The sequence below is a fragment of the Pseudomonas sp. MONT-RG-20F-20-E-7-02 genome (assembly GCF_022662395.1).
Lineage (GTDB): Bacteria > Pseudomonadota > Gammaproteobacteria > Pseudomonadales > Pseudomonadaceae > Aquipseudomonas.
The window spans coordinates 305,144-324,297 of sequence record NZ_JAKNQN010000001.1; the positions used below are offsets into that span (position 1 = coordinate 305,144).

Genomic DNA, 19,154 nt, shown 5'->3' on the forward strand with positions numbered 1-19,154 from the left:
GCTGCGTGAATGACCAAAAAAACACTGTTCGCTTACCTCGGCACCTTGCTCGCCTTTTTGGTGCTCGACGGCCTCTGGCTCGGCGTCCTCATGGGGCCGACCTACAAATCCCTGCTCGGCTCGCTGATGCTTGATCAGACTCGGCTGCTGCCTGCCGTACTGTTCTACCTCCTGTATGTCATCGGTTGTGTGGTGTTCGTGGTCCTGCCAAGCGGCAGTTGGCAACGGGCCGCGCGCCTGGGTGCGCTGCTTGGCTTGGTGGCCTATGGCACCTATGACTTGAGCAACTGGGCCACGCTGCAAGGCTGGTCTGCTGGCTTGGCGGTCATGGACATGGCCTGGGGCACGTTCCTGACGGCCGCGTGTTGTACCGTCGGTTATCTGTGTGCACATCGGGTGCAACGCTGATTGTGTACAGGATTAATGTGCACCGTTGCTGAGCGTAGCGCCCGGCTATAAGCCCTTATCAATCCCTTTGGAGCGCCGTTCCAGAGGGATTGTGTGCCATTGGCACGTATTCTGCTGAACGCCTCGTATACAAACCATGCCGCCTCCCGTATGCATTCTGTTACGGCAGCGCAGGCCGGTATTTCGAGGAGCCAAGCGATGACCGAACAATTGCCCAAAGGCTACAGCCCGCGCCTGTACAACCAGGACCTGGGCCCACTGCCGCAAAAGTGGACCTGGTACAACATCTTCGCCTTCTGGATGAGCGACGTGCACAGCGTCGGCGGTTACGTCTTCGCCGCCAGCCTGTTTGCGCTCGGGCTGGCCAGCTGGCAGGTGCTGATTGCGTTGCTCGCGGGCATTTGCATCGTGCAATTGATCGCCAATCTGGTGGCCAAACCGAGTCAGCAAGCGGCGGTGCCATATCCGGTTATCTGCCGGCTGGCCTTTGGCGTATTCGGGGCGAATATTCCGGCAGTGATACGCGGCTTGATCGCGGTGGCCTGGTATGGGATTCAGACGTACCTGGCCTCGAGTGCCTTGATCATCGTGGTGCTGCGCTTTTTCCCACAAATGGCGGTATATGCAGAACCGCATTTTGCCGGTCTGTCTTACTTGGGCTGGTTTGGTTTCCTTAGCTTGTGGGTGTTGCAGGCTGCGGTGTTCTGGGCGGGTATGGAATCCATCCGACGCTTTATCGACTGGGCGGGTCCGGTGGTCTACGCGGTGATGTTCGCCCTGGCAGGCTGGATTGTGTGGAAGGCCGGCTGGGCCAATATCAGCTTTACCCTGGCGGAAAAATCCCTGTCGGGCTGGCAGGCTGTTGGTCAGGTGATTGTGGCAACGGCGCTGGTGGTCTCGTATTTCTCCGGGCCGACGCTGAATTTCGGCGATTTCAGCCGCTACTGCCGCAGCATGCGCGACGTGCGTCGCGGCAATTTCTGGGGCCTTCCGGTAAATTTCCTGGCGTTCTCGCTGGTGACCGTCGTCATCGTGTCGGGCACCTTGCCGGTGTTTGGCGAAATGCTGCACGACCCGATTGCCACCGTTTCGCGTATCGACAACAGCATGGCCGTATTGCTTGGCGCCTTTGCCTTCGTGACGGCTACCATCGGCATCAACATTGTCGCCAACTTCGTGTCCCCTGCGTTTGACTTCGCCAACGTCGCGCCGAGCAAAATCAGTTGGCGTGCCGGTGGGATGATCGCGGCAGTCGCGTCGATCTTTATTACCCCATGGAACCTGTTCAACAATCCGCTGATGATTCACTACACCCTGGATATTCTCGCCGCCTTTATCGGGCCGCTGTTCGGGATCCTGTTGGTGGACTTCTACCTGATCAAAAAACAGAAAATCGACGTGGATGCCCTGTTCGATGACAGCCCGAGCGGGCGCTATTACTTCGACGGCGGCGTGAACTGGACGGCCGTCAAAGCCTTGGTGCCGGCAACGCTGGTGGGCGTTGCGATCACCTTCACGCCGGCATTGCAGGGCATGGCCAACTTTGCCTGGTTTACCGGCTGCTTCCTGGGTGGGCTGTTTTTCCTGGTCCTGGCGCGGCGAGAGCAGGTTCGCATCCCAACGCCGATGGTTGCCGGTTGAACAACACTGCACTTGCGAGTAACAAGCCGGCACCTGCGATGATCAGTGCCGGTTGCAGGCCATCGCTGAGATGGCTGCTCACCGACGCCAGCAGCGGGCCGCTCAATTGGCCGATGGCAAAGCTGGCGGTCAGCAAGCCGGTACTGCGCTGGTAGCCGTGGGGCGCCACCTCACGCAAGCGCGCCATCACCAGTTGCATGCAGGCCAGGAATGGCGCGCCGCACAGCAACACGCCCAGCGCCAGGCCCCAGCCATTGCCCAGCAAGCAGGCAAATACTCCGCCCGCTTGCAGCCACAAGGTTGTCATCAGCCAGCGGCGGGTGGTGTTCGGGTCTTTGCGGCGCAGGCTCGCCACCACCACACCCAGTGCTGCGGCGAGCCCGAAGCAGGGCCAGAACAGGTCGGCCTGCCAGGCACCCTTGAATTGCGCACTGGCCATCTGCGACAAAAAGGTCGCCGGGATGATGTAGCCCAGGCCATACAGGAAGTAAATCCAGCACAGGTGCGCAATGCTGCCGTTGCTGCCCGCACTGGTGGTGTGGGTGACGGTGGAGGTCGGTTTCGGTAAAAACGGCAGGATCGCCAGCAGCATCACCAGCGCCACCACGCCATACACCAGCCACAAGGTGGCAGAGTCCTGGCCCAGCAAGTTGGAGCCCAGCGCCAGCAAGCCAGTCAACAGAATCCCCAGCCCCGGGCCGGCAAACACCAACGCGCCCAAGCGTGGGCGCCCGGCAGCGATTGCCAGCGGCTGGCTCAAGCTGGTGATCATCACCAGTGCCCAGGCACTCGCGACGCCGGTTCCAAAGCGCAACAGCAAATGCGCCCAGAACCCATGCGCCCAATACGACGCCAGAGTCAGCAGTACGCACAGCCATAGCCCGCCATACAGGCGCCCCCGCACGTGATGGTGGCTGCGCGCAAAAATCGAATCCACTGCACCGACGAAGTAACCGAGGTAGTTGGCGGCGGCGATGATCCCGGCACCGGTCAGGTCGATCTGCCCCTCGCTGAGCAAATGCGGCATTTGCGGGGTGAGGGCGAAGCGGCCTATGCCCATGGCCATCATTAGCGCGATAAAGCTAGCGAGTAAGCGAATCAGCGGTGACATGTTCAGGTTTCCTGCAAGCAAGCGAAGACCTTCAGGCTAAAGTGAATTGACTTTCTGTAAAAATGAATAATAGTGAGTAACTTGTTCAGTTTTGGAGAAAGGTATGGAGTTCAGTCAATTGCGGATCTTCCAGGCTGTGGCGGAAGAGGGCTCCATCACCCGTGCTGCCGAGCGCCTGCACCGCGTGCCGTCCAACCTGTCGACCCGGCTCAAGCAAATGGAAGAGCAGCTCGGGGTCGAGCTGTTCGTTCGCGAGCGCCAGCGTTTGCAGCTTTCTCCTGCGGGCAAAGTGTTGCTGGACTACAGCACGCGTCTGATCGCACTGCACGACGAAGCCCACGGCGCCGTGCAGGGTGGGCAGCCAGCCGGTGACTTCGTGCTTGGCAGCATGTACAGCACCGCCGCGATTCATTTGCCCCAACTTCTGGCGCGTTATCACAAGGCCTATCCGATGGTGAACCTGCAAGTGCAGTCGGCGCCCAGCGGTGAACTGCTGGAAGGGTTGATCACCGGCCGTTTGGACGCGGCGCTGGTGGACGGCCCGCTGACCATCGCCACGTTGGACGGCGTGCCGCTGTGCGAAGAACGCCTGGTGCTGATTTGCGAGGCTGATCACCCGCCTGTGCGTGGGCCGCAGGATGTTGCCGGTCGCGCGGTCTTCACTTTTCGCCGCAGTTGCGCCTACCGCACACGGTTGGAGACCTGGTTTTCTCACGAGCGGGTGGCGATGGGCCGAGCGATTGAGATTGAGTCCTATCAGGGCATGCTTGCCTGCGTCATTGCCGGATCCGGCGTGGCATTGATGTCCGAATCGATGCTCGACAGCTTGCCAGGCAAGGGCAGTGTGTCCGTTCATCCGCTGACAGGGCCTTTTGCTACTGCAACGACCTGGCTGATGTGGCGAAAGGGTATGCTCGGCGCTAACCTCAACGCATGGATCGACCTGCAGCAGGAAGGTAAAGCCAAGTTCTTGCAGGACGCCCGCGCGATTGCTTGAACGATCTGTCTGGATTTGGATCAATTCAGTAATAGTTCGTTGTGTTTTCGTTCAAGCATTACGTAGGGCTTAGGGCTACTATCACTGTAGGAAAAGGCGAAAAACTCTCGCCGACTCGCATTACCCGCAAAGGGGACAACCATGAAAGAGAAAATTCAAAACTGGCTCCACGACGTTGGCGTCGCGCTCGGTTTGATCGAGCCACCGCTGCAACCTGTGCCGATTCGCACAGATGATGAGCAGCGTCGTCCACGTCGGCGCTAATCGTTCGGCCGACCACAGTTTAAATGTGGGAGCGGGCTTGCTCGCGAAGGCGATGTATCAGTCAATAAAAAGTTGACTGGCACATCGCCTTCGCGAGCAAGCCCGCTCCCACTTTTTTTGCGCAAGGTGAAAAAGCGCCCACGACATTTAGCGCTGCATCTGCCGAAGCAAAACCGCTGTAAATCCTGACCTCTTTCAAATCACACGAGCTTCCGCGCGTCACTAAGATTTCGCAAGTGTCGGAATTGGACTACCAGTTTGTCGGAACTGACTGGCTTATAAAATTAAAAATATGAGCGTAGGTTTAGCGCCATTAAGGTTTGTAACATTTTTAATGTGAAGAACCAGATGTCCGAGCAACTAAGTCAGCTGTGCTGGAGATAAGCCATGATGCTCTCTTCCATTCCGCCAGTCGTCGCGTCACTCATTGCTACAACAGGACATATTTTACATATTGCACCTGTGTCCAGAGGCTGGAAGGCCGATGCACCCAGCAATGTCGTATTTCTTCCCCCAACCCTAACCAAGCACGCTCTGCTCATGCAGATCGCGCTGCTGCGCCCATCAACGATCATTGTCGGCGATCAATCAATTGATGGCGATATCATTGATCAATGGCGTATCTCTCATCCTTTTGGAGAACTCTATTTAATCCGTAGAGGCACAAGTCTGGATAAGGTCCAACGAGACCTGTGTGACAACAACAATATCCGCGTCATCAATACGCCTGGCGTCAATGCACCGCATGTGGCTGACTATATCGCGCACTGGCTGACGCTGGCGGATGGCTCGATCCCCCGGAATGTTTGTGTGCTGGGCTACGGTAATGTTGGAAAAGATTTAGTTAGGATATTGCTTGATCGGGATCCGGATGTCCGGATCAACGTGTTAGTTCGAAAAGGCCGAGGACCAGACACCACCGGGAATGCACTTCACAACGCTAGAGTGTCATTTTTCGAAAACTGGCTTGAAGCGCTGGAAGGCACTTGCGCTCTCGCCCTATGTTTGGCGCTAAATGATGAAACCGCTCATTGTATTGATCAAACCTTCATTCAGTGCCTGCGCAGAAAAGCCCGCCTGGTTTGTGTCGCCAAACCGGATGTCTTTAGCGATGATGCTTTGCAGGCGCTGGCAACGGCTGAAAACATACAGCTTATTCTGGATTACGGGCCTGCAACACTTAATGCGTTTCGGGCTCGCACTCAAGCGCTCGGGTGTAGTGTCTCAGCGTGGCGAAATCCGGCGACGCTGACTACGCAAGCGGCAACCACCGAAGCCTGCCATTGCGACCTCGACTATGCGGTCTCGGTTCAGCTGAGTTTGATGGCCATGCGCGGCCTTGTCGGCCGCAAAATTGCCCACAGCCTGACGATCCCCTCACATCACGCGGATAGAGTCGCGCCGCGCGTTTCCATCATTGGCAGAGGAATAAACGGCCTGCTTCAAGCCGTGATGTTTCGACTGGCGAATTATCAGGTCACGGTGTACGGAACCAATCAGCAAAGCGATGGCGCCAGCCATAAGCCTGTGAACATGCGCCATCTGTCGGCAACGGAGACGACCGCAAAGCCGCTGCATAACGATTACCTGACGCCCGGAAATCAGTTTCTGGCCGTTGAGTGCAATCGTGCGGGCATTGAGTTATTTGAAAAGCTCCTGGCGGATAACCCATCGCTGAAACAATTCGCGCGCTCTAGGATCGTACGAGCCTATTTGGGCGACAGCGGTGGCGTAGATGCCGCGATCCGCGATCAACGCGATATTGAAAACAGGCCTTGGCCAAGTGGTAAACCGGGATGTGAATGTGCAGAGATGAGTCAACTGCAACTCCAGGCAAATTATGCAATCCCCGGGATCAGTCGGGCGATTGAAGTATCGGGCTACGACCTGGAATTTACCTATCTAATGGAAGAGATAGTGAGGCTTTTGCAACGCTCTGGGGTTAACTTCCTGGCCCAGCAACTGAGTCCGGTTCAAATTTCTGATCTGAGCAGAGAGCACTTCGTCGTCACTGCAATGGGGGTAGAGGAACCGGAAGCGGTTGCGATCATTGGTTGGTTTTTCAAATTACGCGCTATGGGTAGTGAAGGAAGGGAAATGCGCGGGCTCAAGCTGCAGTACGATCTGCCAATCGGTGTGATGAATTGTCGCTTGGACGGCGACCACATTCTCGTTTCGGGTGGACAGGTTCCACCCGGTTCGGCATCGGAACACAAGGAACAAATATTGGCGGATTGTCTGGCTGCTGTTTGTCGGCACTTTCCAACGTCTTACCGTACTGCACTCGAACGTGGTGACTTGCAGGTAATCGAATGTGCCAGACCCGGTACTTCAGATGGACTCTCAATCGTTTACTGGTCCGCGTACAACCGAATTGTCGCTGGGGCAACTTATGCTGCAGGCACAACCCAGGGATTGTTGTGGGCTTCTTTAGTCCAGGAGATTATCCAGGCAAGAGCGCCTGCGACTTCGACGCTGTGGGATGATTGAAAGTGAAGCAAAAAAAACGGGCGCGACATCCGACGTCGCACCCGCTGAAGAAACCGCTTTAACTTCTTTTATAGCTCAAATCGCCCGCGCCACCACCGCCTCCGGCCGGCGCGACAACAGACTCACCACTACAAAACTCACCAGCCCGACCGCCAGGCTGTAGTAGATCGGCGTGTTGGCGTCCAAACCATCCTTGAACATAAACACCAGCGCGGTTACGAAGCCCAAGGTCATGGACGCAATCGCCCCCGATGTGGTCGCGCGCTTCCAGAAAATCGCGCCCATCAGTGGGATCAGCATGCCGCCCACCAACAGGTTGTAGGCCAGGGTCAGGGCGCTGATCACATCATTCACCACCAGCGCGATACCCAGTACGGCAATGCCGGTCAGCAGGGTAAACAGGCGGTTGATGTTCAGGCTCGATTGTTTGCCGCCACGCAGACGCGGCAGCAGGTCTTCGGTCAATACGGTGGAGGCGGCGAGCAAACCGGCGCTGGCGGTGGACATCATCGCTGCCAGGGCAGCGGCAATCACCAGGCCGCGAATGCCGTCCGGCAGCGAGGCTTTGACGATGGCGGCGAAGGCGTTGTTGACGTTGTCCAGGTTCGGCAGCAGTACGTGCGCCGCCATGCCGATCAACGCGCAGGCCAGGCCGTAGAGGATGCAGTAGAAACCGGCGAATGTGCCTGCGTACTGGGCGACCTTTTCGTCACGGGCGGTGAACACCCGTTGCCAGATGTCCTGGCCGATCAGGATGCCGAAAAAGTAAATCATGAAGTAGGTGATGATCGTGTCCCAGCCGATTTCGGTGAAGCTGAAATTCGACGCCGGCAGCTTGGCCACCAGTTGATCCCAGCCGCCGACGCGGTACAGGCAGATCGGCAGCAGGATAAACATCAGGCCGACGGTCTTGATCACGAACTGCACGATGTCGGTCAGCGTCAGCGACCACATGCCGCCGATGGTTGAATACACCACCACCACGCCACCGCCCAGCAACACCGAGACCCAGAACGGCAGGCCGAACAGCACTTGCAGCACGGTGCCGATGGCCAGGATCGAGGTCACGCCGATCATCAGCGCGTAGGCCAGCATGATCACCGCGCTCGCTTGACGGGCCATGGGGTTGTAGCGTTTTTCCAGGACCTGGGTGACGGTGAAGATCTTCAGCTTCAGCAGCGGCTTGGCCAGGAACAGGTTCAGCGCGATGATCCCGGCACCCAGTGCGGCGCACAGCCAGAAGCCGGAAATGCCGTGGACATAACCCAGGCGCACGGTGCCGACGGTGGACGCACCGCCCAGCACGGTGGCAGCCATGGTGCCCATGTACAGCGACGGGCCCAGGTTACGACCGGCGACGAGGTAGTCTTCGTGGGTCTTGGCGCGGCGCATGCCGTAATAGCCGAGCACGAGCATGCCGGCGGCGTAGATGAGTACGACGAATAAATCCAAAGCCATGACGGCGGGTCTCCGATTATTTTTTTAGGCTATTGAGGCGCTTTTTGTGGCGAGGGAACTTGCTCCCGCTGGGCTGCGAAGCGGCCCCTGGGGGCCATAAACAGACGGCGGTTCCGGGAACAGGCGAAGCAAACTCAGGTACACCACCGACGCCAGTCCCAGCGTCACCGGCAAGCTGATATCGATGCCATCGGCCAGGTTGCCCAGCGGCCCGACAAACTGCCCCGGCAGGTTGACGAAGCACAGGCCCACCAACGCACTCGGGATCCAGGCCCCCAGCCCGCGCCAGTTCCAGCCATGGCTGAACCAGTAGCGCCCACCGGTCTCACCGCGGGTGAACACCTGCAAGTCATCCGGGCAATAGAAGCCGCGGCGCACGATCAGGCCGATGATCATCATCACCATCCACGGCGTGGTGCAGGTGATGATCAGCACGGCGAAGGTCGACACGCTCTGCACCAGGTTGGCGGCGAAACGTCCGATAAAGATGAAGGCAATCGACATCACCCCGATCAGCAGCGTGGCCTTGACCCGCGACAGCAGGCGCGGAAACACGCTGGACATGTCCAGCCCCGTGCCATACAGCGAGGTGGTGCCTGTGGACATGCCGCCGATCACCGCAATCAGGCACACCGGCAGGAAGAACCAGCTCGGTGCCACGGCCAGCAAGCCGCCGACGTAGTTGTTCGCGGCGATGTAGTCCGGTGCCTTGATCGCCACGATGGTCGCGGTGGCCAGGCCGAACAGGAACGGAATCAAGGTGGCGATCTGGGCCAGGACTACCGCCAGCATGATGCGCATTTTCGGCGTCTCACGCGGGATATAGCGCGACCAGTCACCGAGAAATGCCCCGAAGGAAATCGGGTTGCTCATGGCCACCAGCGCAGCGCCGATGAAGGCAGCCCAGAAGCCGGTCTGGCCAAGCGCGACAGTGCCGGCGAAGTGGCTGTCAAAGGCCGGTGCAAAGGCGAAGATACCCAGCAGGAACAGCAGGCTCGCTGCCCACACCGCGATGCGGTTGACCCACAGCATGAAGCGAAAACCATAGATGCACACGGTCAGCACCAGCAGGGCGAACAGACCGTAGGCCAGGCCCAGGGTCAGGTCGGTTTCCGGCAGGCCGATCAGCCGTTTCGCACCGCCGACCAGTGCATCACCTGAACTCCACACCGACAGTGAGAAGAAGGCAATCGCCGTCAGCAGCGACAGAAACGAGCCGACAATCCGCCCGTGGACACCAAAGTGCGCACCGGAAGATACGGCGTTGTTGGTGCCATTGATCGGCCCGAACAGGCCCATCGGCGCCAGGATCACCGCGCCCACCAGCACGCCCAGCACAATCGCCCAGACACCGGCCTGAAACGACAAGCCGAACAGCACGGGGAATGAGCCCAGCACGGCGGTGGCAAAGGTATTGGCACCGCCGAAGATCAGACGAAACAGATCCTTGGGCCCGGCGGTGCGTTCGTGGTCCGGGATCTGTTCGACCCCGTTGGTTTCTATCTTTCGAATACTTTTATCGTTGTTTTTATTATTCATGATCAGCTCCGATCACATTGGCTAATGGGGCGGCAGCCCTTCCGGCATAGCGGACAAATGTTCGTGACAGGCCAGCCACAGGCCTTGTTCTTGTTGTGCGTCTGCCCCTTGCCGTTTAAAGACAATGGTCTCGCGCTCCTGGCTAAAAGATTGCTCCCCGTTCATGCGCAGCTCGGTGGCCACGTCATGAATAAAAATCGCCACGTCACCTTGCAGGCTGACAACGGCGTTGCTTGAGGTGCACGACAGCACCTCAAACCCCTCGTCCCGGCGCCAGCCGTCCCACACTGCCTGGTAGGCATCGCGGCTGAGCAACGGCTGGGGGAGGGTGTAGAACACGAAGCTGGCATCCGCCGTGAACGCGCCGAAGTAGGCGGCGCGGTCATTGCGGGCGAAGGCCGAGACCAGGTCGGCCGCGGCTTGCAGCACCTCGTGCGCGCTCATCAGCGGTGCGCCACGCCGGGCAGTACGCAGAGCATCTCGTACAGCAGGTTGGCGCCGAGCAGCGAGGTGTTGCCGGTGGTGTCGTACGGCGGCGAAACTTCTACCAGATCGCAACCAATCAGGTCGAGACCCTGGCAACCACGGATGATTTCGATGGCCTGGATGGTGGTCAGCCCGCCGATTTCCGGCGTGCCGGTGCCGGGTGCCCAGGCCGGGTCGATGCCGTCGATATCAAAGCTCAGGTACACCGGGCCGCCGCCGACTTTCTCCCGCACTTCGGCCATCAGTGGCGCGAGGGAGTGGTGCCAGCATTCTTCGGCCTGGACCACACGGAACCCCTGTTTGCGGCTCCAGTTGAAGTCTTCGGCGGTATAGCCCTGGGCGCGCAGGCCGATTTGCACCACGCGGTCGCAATCGAGCAAGCCTTCTTCCACCGCGCGGCGGAAGGTGGTGCCGTGGGCGATTTTCTCGCCGAACATATGGTCGTTGACGTCGGCGTGGGCATCGATGTGCACCAGCCCGACCTTGCCGTGTTTCTTGTGGATCGCCCGCAGGATCGGCAGAGTGATGGTGTGGTCGCCGCCCAGCGTCATCGGGATCACGTTGTGCTCGAGGATCTCATCGTAGGCTTCTTCGATGATGCGCACGGCGTCGAGCAGGTTGAAGGTGTTGATCGCCACATCGCCGATGTCGGCAACCGACAACGAGTCGAACGGCGCGGCGCCGGTGGCCATGTTGTAAGGGCGGATCATCACCGATTCGGCGCGGATTTCACGCGGCCCGAAGCGGGTGCCGGCGCGCAGCGAGGTGCCGATGTCCAGGGGCACGCCGACAAAGGCGGCATCCAGGCCTTTGGCTGACTGCAAGTGGGGGAGTCGCATCATGGTGGCGATGCCGGCGAAGCGCGGCATTTCGTTGCCGCCCAGTGGTTGGTGAAAAATCTTGTCCACGGGATTGCCTCATCGTTGTTTTGTTTATTAGGGGCCGATTCTGCGAAAAGCCCCGGGTGGGAAGAATCGGCAGAGGCAAATACTTAGTTCAGATTTTTCTAAACTAATGGCTGAGGTAAACTCGCTCGTCTGTGTTGGGGTTGACCGATCCTTCTGTCGAGTGCCGTCCAACGGTGGGAGCTGGCTTGCCTGCGATTGCGGTGGGTCAGCCACATAGCTTTGTTTGACACACCGCCATCGCAGTCAAGCCAGCTCCCACCATGGGATCGCGGCGCATTAGCTGAATCTGGAGACCCCATGGCCAACGCCTTGCCCGACCTGAAACTCTTGCGCATCTTCGTCAGCGTCGTGCGGCACCAGGGGTTCGCCAACGCCCAGCATGAACTCAACCTGTCGACCTCGGCGATCAGCACCTACATGAGCCAGCTCGAATCGGCCTTGGGCCTGGTGTTGTGCCATCGCGGGCGTGGCGGGTTCAGCCTGACCAGCAAAGGCGAGCTGTTCCATCAGGAAACTTTGCGCCTGCTGGGCGAGCTGGAAGGTTTCGAGCAATACGCCGCCGCGCTGAAAGGCGAGTTACGCGGCACGCTGAAGCTCGGCGTGCTCGACTCCACCGTCAGCGACAAGGCGCTGCCCTTTGCCGAGGTGATCGGCGCGTACAGCCTGGAACACCCGGCGGTGCACTTGAATTTGTCGGTGATGAGCCCTTATGAGCTGCAACTGGGCGTGCAGGACAACCGCCTGGATTTGGCCATCGGCGCTTTTTCCAACCGCATGAGCGGGCTGATCTACATGCCGCTGTACCGTGAGCAGCACTGGCTGTATTGCAGCACCCGGCACCCGTTGTTCAGCGAGCGGCGCATTCCCGAACAAGTGATCACCCAGCAACGCATGGTCGGGCGCGGCTACTGGAGCCAGGCCGAGCTGGCGCGCCACGGCTTCAAACACAGCGCGGCAACCGTGGAAAGTATGGAGGCGCAGCTGATTCTGGTGCTGTCCGGCGCCTATATTGGCTACCTGCCCGAGCATTACGCCCAGGCGTGGGCCGACAAGGGCGACCTGCGCGTGCTGCTGCCGGCAACCTTCGGCTATCAGGCGCCGTTCTCGATGATCATGCGCCGTGGCCGTAGCCGTGAACCGCTGATCCAAACCTTTCGCGACTTACTCAAAGCCCAGCTCAATCAGGCCTGAAAACCATGCCCAGACCCCAGTGTTCCCGTTGCCTCAGGCCTGCCACTCACTGCCTGTGCGCGCTGATTCCCAGCCTCGACAGCCGCACTCGCGTGTTGCTGTTGCAGCACCCGAGTGAAGTCAACCACGCACTCAACACCGCGCGATTGGCGGCGTTGGGGTTGAACAATGCGCAGTTGGTGGTGGGCGAGGTGTTCGACGACCTGGAGACGTTATTGAACCCGCCCGGTTATCAGGCGCGCCTGCTGTTTCCTGCTGACGACGCCCAGCCTCTGCAAGCCTATGCGCCTGACGACGCACCGCTGTTGTTGGTCGTGCCTGATGGCACCTGGCGCAAGGCGCGCAAATTGCTGCACCTCAATCCTTTGCTGGCCGCATTGCCACGGGTGACGCTGGCGGGCGACAGCGTGTCGCGCTATCGACTGCGCAAGGCGCCAGGGCCGGGCGCCTTGTCCACCGTGGAGGCTATCGCGCAAGCATTGCAGGTGCTGGAAGCACCGGCTTCATTCGAGCCGTTGCTCAAGCCTTTCGACGCGTTGATCGAAGGCCAGATAGCGGCAATGGGGCCTGCGGTTTTCGAAAAAAACCACGGCTGATGCCGAGTGCTACATAACTACCCGAATAGACGCAGGGCGCGCGATAGGCTGACCTTTTCAGGAACAGAGAAATGGTCGAGCCGATTACCAGCAGTACGCCGCAGGACCCGCTGCACGAATACATAGCGGCGCAACAAACCGTGTTGATGGCTGCCCCCGAGTGGTCGGCTTTGCAAGGCCTGAACGCCATGCGGGAAAAGTTCGGCAGTTTTTTTGCCATGCTCAATGAACAGGAAACATTCGAGTACGTGCGCCTGCAGAAGGCTTGGGTCGATGCCCAGCACACCCTGGAGCAGGCCGTCCAGCAACTGACCGAGGCATTCGAGCAACACGCAGGGAGCGAACTGCGCGCTGAGTTGAAGAAGCTGACCGGTCAGGATATCGACCCCACCGTCACGCGCATTTACACCCGTTATAAAGCATCGGGCGGCGACCAGCACGGCGCTGCTGAGGGGGCGATAAAGGTCGCCAGCCTGACCTTGTGGGATGCGGCCTGCTTGAACTACGACGGCCTGACCGGTTGGACCTTTCCTGGCCGTACGGGCCTTGCCGGTGCCAGTTACCTGGACGACGGCGTCAGCGCCACTGCCGGCCAGTTCATCGCACTGGTGCGCAAGCTCGATATTGGCGCGCAGCTCAACACGCAACTGCAACGAGCACTGCAGGCCAACGGTTCGTTGGGGCGGGGCATCATGGCGTTGGCGACGGCCGAACTCGAATTTGCCTTGATCGAAGCGCTTAGAGACACGGCGGCCAGTCGGGTCGACCGGCACCAGTATCAGCAAGTGAAGCGCGCGTTAGCGGGGGAGGTGCGCTGGGGGAGAGTGGAGGAAATGCGGCTGTTCATCCCCCACGGGGTGGATAACACCAGTTGGATACCTCAACACATCGGCCTGACCGGTCAATACGTGAGTGAGCCTGCGGGTGATTGCCTGAGCATCCCGCATCTGGTTTTTGCCGTCAGTGATTGCCCGGGGGCTTTCAGTTTTTTCCCTAACCGCCCCGGCGGCTCTCTGCGCCACCATGACAGTCACCGCGAGGCGTGCGAAGAGTTTTACGTTGCGTTCCACGGCTTTTACCGCAAGGGCAAGGTCGACTGGCTTTATCAAGCCATGTCGCTGCGTGACAGCGCGCGGCTGATCAATATCGTCAAGGTCGGGCCGCTGCCTGACTTCACGGGCGCTACGGAGGCATTCGCCAAACTGCTCTATCGGTTGGCGCAAGCCATTCCCACGCTCGGCACGGTCCAGAAAATCGGCTATGTGCGTGTAACGGTACAACAGGTGCCCCTGGTCAGCTTGAGCAACTTCTACGTCCAGCGCTGTGCAGACAACCTCAAAGAGCTGGCCAACGAAACACCCGGTTTTATGCCGACCATGATCGAGCTTGCCCAGACGCTGATCAGTGAAATTATCACGCTGCTCTTGACCCCGGTGCCAGGGGCGTTGAAAGGCTTGGGGCGGGTACGAGCGTTTGCGCTGTTTGTGGCGATGGAGCGCGCCTTGATCGACGGTGGGCACCAGGCGCTGCAAGGTCAGCCAGATGAGTTGCTCCAGGGGTTTGTCGACCTGGCCGATTTACTCATCAGTGCGCGCCTGCATACCCGCCTGGCCCTGAGCGTGCAGCGTCGCCATCAACGGTTGTACCGCCAGCTGTCCCAGCGGCGTCATGCCGCCCCGGATGCTCAGCAACTGACGAGCCCTCAACTGCTCGAAAGAATGCTTGGCAGCCAGCACGCGGCGGCGCGGGATATTCAGGCTGTGCTTGACGCGAGTGGCACGTCGCGGGACGCCTTGCAGCGGGTCTGGGAAGGCGCGCCGCCGTCAGCGTCGCTGGTCGAGGCCGTGCACCGCTTCAACGCCGACAGGCTGATCGACTGGGTGATTGACGGGGAGGATGCCCGTGGTCCCGGCCCCGTCGGTGCCGTTCAGGTTCTGGCACCTTTGCTGACCCAGTTGGACGCCTGGCCCGTTGGCACCGCCTTGAGCATTGAAAACCACCAAGGCCAGGAAGTTCGACGTTATAGCAAAGACGCCACCCGCCCAACGACGCAGGTGGTGACCGTGACACAGTTGGAAAACTATCAATTTGCCTACGCCACGCCGCGCCGCATTGCGCTGCAGTTACCCCAGGCGATAGTGGACATGTTGCCGACTATTTTTTCCGCAGGCGAACAACCGATTCGCCAGCAGCTCGCGGCATTGGCCAACACCTTGAAATTCGATTTGTTCGACGCACTCACTCGCTTCGCCGATGCCAGCCGGACAATGCCGAGTGGCGCCGGCGCGTCGGTGCACAACCTGTTGCCTGACCGTATCGGCCAAGCGCATCCCGCCCCCGCCGGGATTACACAGCTACAGGCTTTGCACCCGCAATTGAGCCTGGCGCGGTTACTGGAAGTGTTGCGTGAACACCCGCTGTCGGCGCACCAGCAGACGCAACTGTTGCATTCGCAACTGCAACCCGAAGCACTTTACAGCGCGTTGCGTGCCGCCCATCAAGTGGGGCGCCGCGAGGCCATCGTCGATGGGCTCCTCCATCCGCGGCGGTTCGACCGACAGACGCAGCACTGGGCCGCAGAGTTCGCCGCTGGCGTATTGCGCGGCTTTACCGGCCAGGCTTTGGTTGTCAGCCCCAAGGGACAAGCCGTGCCTTATAGTTTGCGGGGGCCAAAGGACCGGACGCTGGTGGTCATCGATCAGGATCAAGGTCAATTTGCACCTTACGACCCCACAGAGCGCCGGGTGGGTGCCACAGTGACCGGCGCCGACAGTTTTTACGCGGCGATCGTCAGCCAGATATCCGAGCTGGATCTGTCTGTACTGCGATGGAATCAGCAACAGGCAATCACTGAGTTCCGCTACCAGGTGGCCCAGGCCCTGTTGCGTAATCGTGCAGCCGATGGCTCGTTTTATCCTCGCCAGCGCGAGATTGCGCAATACGCCAGCACCGCCGTTATGCCGATTAGGCTGCCCGAGCCAGACGCTCTGGGCCTCTACAGCCTGGGGCCGGATCGCTACCTGTTCCTGGATAGCCAGTATTTCAAAGTCGACCGGGCGAGCACACTTGAGCCGTGGCGAACTCTTCATCCCTCTTTGGAAGATGCTTACGCACCGGTATTGGTCAGCAACGGCGCCGGCGCCTGGCGCCACGAGTGGGAAAACCCGCTGACGTGGGATGGGCAGAAACCGTTTTGGCGCCTAGGGCCGGTGACGCGCTCGTTGTCGCCGGATGCCATTGAGCAGATCCAAACCATCAGCGCGGTGACGCCGGGCATTTTGCGGCGGGTGCATGTGCGTAATGAGCGCCCCCCGGTGCTGCTGTTAGAGACGATTGAGCGGTTCACGATTCAGCAGCGGGTCGAGGCGGGCGTGGCGCAAGGGCAGGGTTTTTACGCTGAGCTGCTGGGTGAGCTTGGGCCTGAGGCCGCCGACGCGCTGGTCGGGGTGGCGGGAGCGTCGCGCGTCGATCAAGTCACGGTGCTGGAGGCCAAGGTAGAAATAGACCCGTCGCAGATGGAACGGAATTTTTTCGACGCGCTGTGTCATAAACCTTCTTCAGACCCACTGGCGCAGGTGTTGCAGCATAACTTTATCGGTTTGACGGCGACGGTCGCCGAGAGCCTGGTACGTCAGGCCTCGGCGGATGAGGTGCAGAGCCTGGAGGCTGGCCGCGTGCCCTTGACCCTCACCCCTTATATCCGTTGGTGGCTCAAGCAGTTGCGCAAGGCCCGGGCTTTAGAGGGGCTGTTCCTTCCCGCAGCAGCAAGCCACGACAGTGCGAAGTTGATCCTGCACACCTTGCCGGATATCGACGGCTGGCCACGGCACTTGCGGGTTGAAGTACGGGCGCAGGCGCGACTGCTCGACAGCATCGGCCCCGTCGATGCAGCGCTCAAACGCGTGCTGGAGCCGGTGGCCGGTCATTATCAGGCGTACATCCCTCAAACGGACGGCACTCGGCAATCGGTGGGAAACCCTGGGGCTTTCCTGCCTGTTTTGTTAGCCGCGCTGCCGCCTCGGGAACGCCAGGCGTTGGGCTACACCCACGCGGGCGGAGTCGAAGAGTTGTTGCAGGAGATCGGTCATCGTCAGGAACCCAAAGGGGCGTCGGTCGACGCGCTGCTGGGGATAGGCTGGCCCGCCTGGTACAACCCGCCGCGCCGTATGGCTGACGGGCGGATGGGTTACCCGTTGAGCGGTGGTGATGGATGGGGCCCGGTGGATCGCCAGCAAGTGGCGCGTATGCGTGAGTTGTTTCCGTCTAAAACCGATAAGGAGGTGTTTGAAATACTGGAAAACCTGAGTGATTCCGTACGGGAGCGAGACGAGGCGATTGATGCCTTGTTCAAGGAACGTGAGGCCTTGGAGGGTGTGCTTGAACGCTGGTCTGCCGCAGAAAAAGGCGAGACGAGCCAGGCCGCCGCGCGCCGTGAAGCCGCCGAGCGAATTCGGCGTTGCTGGCGCAAAGAGGATTCCACGCGAGGCGTGATGTTCGAGCTGTCTCTGGATGACCTGAACCTGAATGAGCTGCCTGAGATAAATGCCCACTTTGGTCATGTGATGCAATTGAGCCTCAGCAATAACCAACTACAAGCATTGCCGAGGCATTTTCTCCGACGCTTTCCCGCGCTGCGCGCGCTTTATCTCGACGGTAATCGTCTGGTCCAAATCCCTCACGAGGTGTCGCAGCTTTGGTACTTGAAGCGGCTGTATCTATCGAACAACCTGATTCGGCCAAATCTTTGGGATGTCAGTAACCTGCAGAGCATGACGCGCCTGATCAAGCTGGACCTGTCCCATAACCCTTTGGGGCGGGGGCAACGATTGAACCTGTATGGCCTGGAGCAATTGCGGGTCCTCAAACTGCGGAATACACAAATCAATGTTTTGCCGCTGGGCGCGGTGACACTGGAAAATCTGCGCACCTTCGATTTGCGCGACAACGCTATCAGCGTGCTTACGCAGACCGATCTCTTCTTGCATGAAACAGTGCACCGCGCCATGAATCTTCGTGGCAACGATCTTTCCCCGGAAACGGTGCAACGGCTGAGCAATTACCGTAGACGACCGGGTTATCAAGACATCTATTTTGGCTTGTGGGGCAATGGCGCATTCCCGCTTCCTTCGGTTGAGCGTTGGCTGGTGGCGGTCCCGCTCAATGAAATGGCGCAATGGCGCGGTGAATGGGAGCTGTTGGCGGGCGAGAGAATGGCCGATCGGTTTTTTAACCTGTTGTGGCACCTGTCGTCTTATCCCCCGTTGATTGCCCCGCAGCATCAAGCCTTGCGCCAGAACCTTACACAGCGCGTCTGGAATCTGATTGAAGGAGCCAATCATAATGGTCGGCTGCGCCGAATCCTTTTTGAGGAGCCCCTGGTTGATATGAGCGGAGGGATCGATGGGTGGCTGTTGAGCCTCAATGACCTCGAACTGGCGATGTGGCCGGTGCAGATGCTCTCGGGAAACGTAGCCAATGCGGGCCCTGACTTCATTAATTATTACCGGGCGCTGCGGCGCTTGGCTGCCATCCGCTATTACGTGCAGAGTACGTTGAAGCTGCCGACCGATCGCGAAGTCTGTGTGCACATTCTGGTCTATCGACTTGCCCTGGCAGTCAGCCTCGACTTGCCCCTTGCGCTGCCCGGGCGATTTGACGCAGCGACTGCCGTGCCAGACGCCGATTCCGTGAATGAATTACGTCGACGTATTCTGCGTGATGAATCGCAGTTCAACTGGCCGGCAAAACTTGAGGGTAAGGAATATTGGGTGGCGTTCCTGGAGCGCAAGTATTCGCAGCGCTTTGAGGCAGCGCTCAAGCAATTCCATCGCGCGCTGGAACTGGCCACGGACAAAGTGGGGAAGGGCGAAATGAATGAAGCCGAATACAAAAACTATATCGAGACCCTGGCTGTGCCTATGAACCACGCCAAGACCGGCCTGGTGCGTGAGTTGACCCGCAACGAATGGATGGCTTTCGTGAACAGCTGACTGTCTGCTTATGCCTTTAAGCCATAAGCACCACACTTTGCGTGATATGGCCCGCCAGCCTTTCCCGGTATGATG

13 protein-coding genes are annotated in these 19,154 nt (G+C 59.5%); 8 read left to right on the forward strand and 5 right to left on the reverse strand.

Annotation, left to right across the window (positions count from 1 at the left end; all coding sequences use genetic code 11):
- Nucleotides 1-9: 9 nt before the first annotated feature.
- On the forward strand, nucleotides 10-408 hold the full coding sequence (locus tag L8I05_RS01410) for a DUF2177 family protein (protein WP_242166966.1): 399 nt from the start codon (nucleotides 10-12) through the stop codon (nucleotides 406-408).
- Nucleotides 409-606: 198 nt separating this feature from the next.
- Nucleotides 607-2,049 (forward strand): NCS1 family nucleobase:cation symporter-1, encoded by a 1,443-nt coding sequence (locus L8I05_RS01415; RefSeq protein WP_159958752.1) that lies wholly within the window; start codon nucleotides 607-609, stop codon nucleotides 2,047-2,049.
- On the opposite strand, the gene L8I05_RS01420 is transcribed toward L8I05_RS01415, so the two are convergent.
- Entirely contained in the window at nucleotides 1,961-3,160 is a 1,200-nt protein-coding gene (locus L8I05_RS01420) for an MFS transporter (RefSeq protein WP_242166967.1), read from the reverse strand. The genes L8I05_RS01415 and L8I05_RS01420 overlap by 89 nt on opposite strands.
- Nucleotides 3,161-3,263: 103 nt before the next feature.
- Here L8I05_RS01420 and L8I05_RS01425 point away from each other — a divergent pair, with 103 nt between their 5' ends.
- The 3 genes from L8I05_RS01425 to L8I05_RS01430 all read left to right on the forward strand — a co-directional run bounded on the left by L8I05_RS01425 (nucleotide 3,264) and on the right by L8I05_RS01430 (nucleotide 6,911).
- Entirely contained in the window at nucleotides 3,264-4,157 is an 894-nt protein-coding gene (locus tag L8I05_RS01425) for a LysR family transcriptional regulator (RefSeq protein WP_242166968.1), read from the forward strand.
- A 141-nt stretch (nucleotides 4,158-4,298) separates the two neighbouring features.
- Nucleotides 4,299-4,421, forward strand: coding sequence for a PA1414 family protein (locus L8I05_RS29495; protein ID WP_256347311.1), 123 nt, complete (start codon nucleotides 4,299-4,301; stop codon nucleotides 4,419-4,421).
- A gap of 387 nt (nucleotides 4,422-4,808) precedes the next feature.
- Nucleotides 4,809-6,911, forward strand: coding sequence for an FAD-dependent oxidoreductase (locus L8I05_RS01430; RefSeq protein WP_242166969.1), 2,103 nt, complete (start codon nucleotides 4,809-4,811; stop codon nucleotides 6,909-6,911).
- A 75-nt stretch (nucleotides 6,912-6,986) separates the two neighbouring features.
- Here L8I05_RS01430 and L8I05_RS01435 read toward each other — a convergent pair whose 3' ends face one another.
- The 4 genes from L8I05_RS01435 to speB are packed head-to-tail and all read right to left on the reverse strand — an operon-like array spanning nucleotide 6,987 to nucleotide 11,302.
- Complete coding sequence (locus L8I05_RS01435) at nucleotides 6,987-8,369, reverse strand: sodium:solute symporter (protein WP_242166970.1); 1,383 nt, start codon at nucleotides 8,367-8,369, stop codon at nucleotides 6,987-6,989.
- A gap of 24 nt (nucleotides 8,370-8,393) precedes the next feature.
- A complete protein-coding gene (locus L8I05_RS01440; RefSeq protein WP_242166971.1) occupies nucleotides 8,394-9,908 on the reverse strand; it encodes a cytosine permease in 1,515 nt (504 codons plus the stop codon).
- Nucleotides 9,909-9,929: 21 nt separating this feature from the next.
- A complete protein-coding gene (locus L8I05_RS01445) occupies nucleotides 9,930-10,352 on the reverse strand; it encodes a nuclear transport factor 2 family protein (RefSeq protein ID WP_242166972.1) in 423 nt (140 codons plus the stop codon).
- Nucleotides 10,352-11,302: an agmatinase gene (gene speB, locus L8I05_RS01450; protein ID WP_003210733.1), complete on the reverse strand. Its 951-nt coding sequence runs from the start codon at nucleotides 11,300-11,302 to the stop codon at nucleotides 10,352-10,354. The genes L8I05_RS01445 and speB overlap by 1 nt, the downstream gene beginning before the upstream one ends.
- Nucleotides 11,303-11,599: 297 nt before the next feature.
- Between speB and L8I05_RS01455 the strand changes: the two genes are divergently transcribed.
- The 3 genes from L8I05_RS01455 to L8I05_RS01465 all read left to right on the forward strand — a co-directional run bounded on the left by L8I05_RS01455 (nucleotide 11,600) and on the right by L8I05_RS01465 (nucleotide 19,079).
- The gene (locus L8I05_RS01455) at nucleotides 11,600-12,493 is read left to right on the forward strand and encodes a LysR family transcriptional regulator (RefSeq protein ID WP_027603788.1); all 894 of its coding nucleotides are present in this window, start codon (nucleotides 11,600-11,602) and stop codon (nucleotides 12,491-12,493) included.
- Between the two features lie 5 nt (nucleotides 12,494-12,498).
- Nucleotides 12,499-13,089 carry a DTW domain-containing protein gene (locus L8I05_RS01460; RefSeq protein WP_242166973.1) on the forward strand — a complete coding sequence of 197 codons (591 nt, stop codon included), beginning with the start codon at nucleotides 12,499-12,501 and terminating at the stop codon, nucleotides 13,087-13,089.
- A gap of 71 nt (nucleotides 13,090-13,160) precedes the next feature.
- On the forward strand, nucleotides 13,161-19,079 hold the full coding sequence (locus tag L8I05_RS01465; RefSeq protein ID WP_242166974.1) for an NEL-type E3 ubiquitin ligase domain-containing protein: 5,919 nt from the start codon (nucleotides 13,161-13,163) through the stop codon (nucleotides 19,077-19,079).
- Nucleotides 19,080-19,154 lie beyond the last annotated feature (75 nt).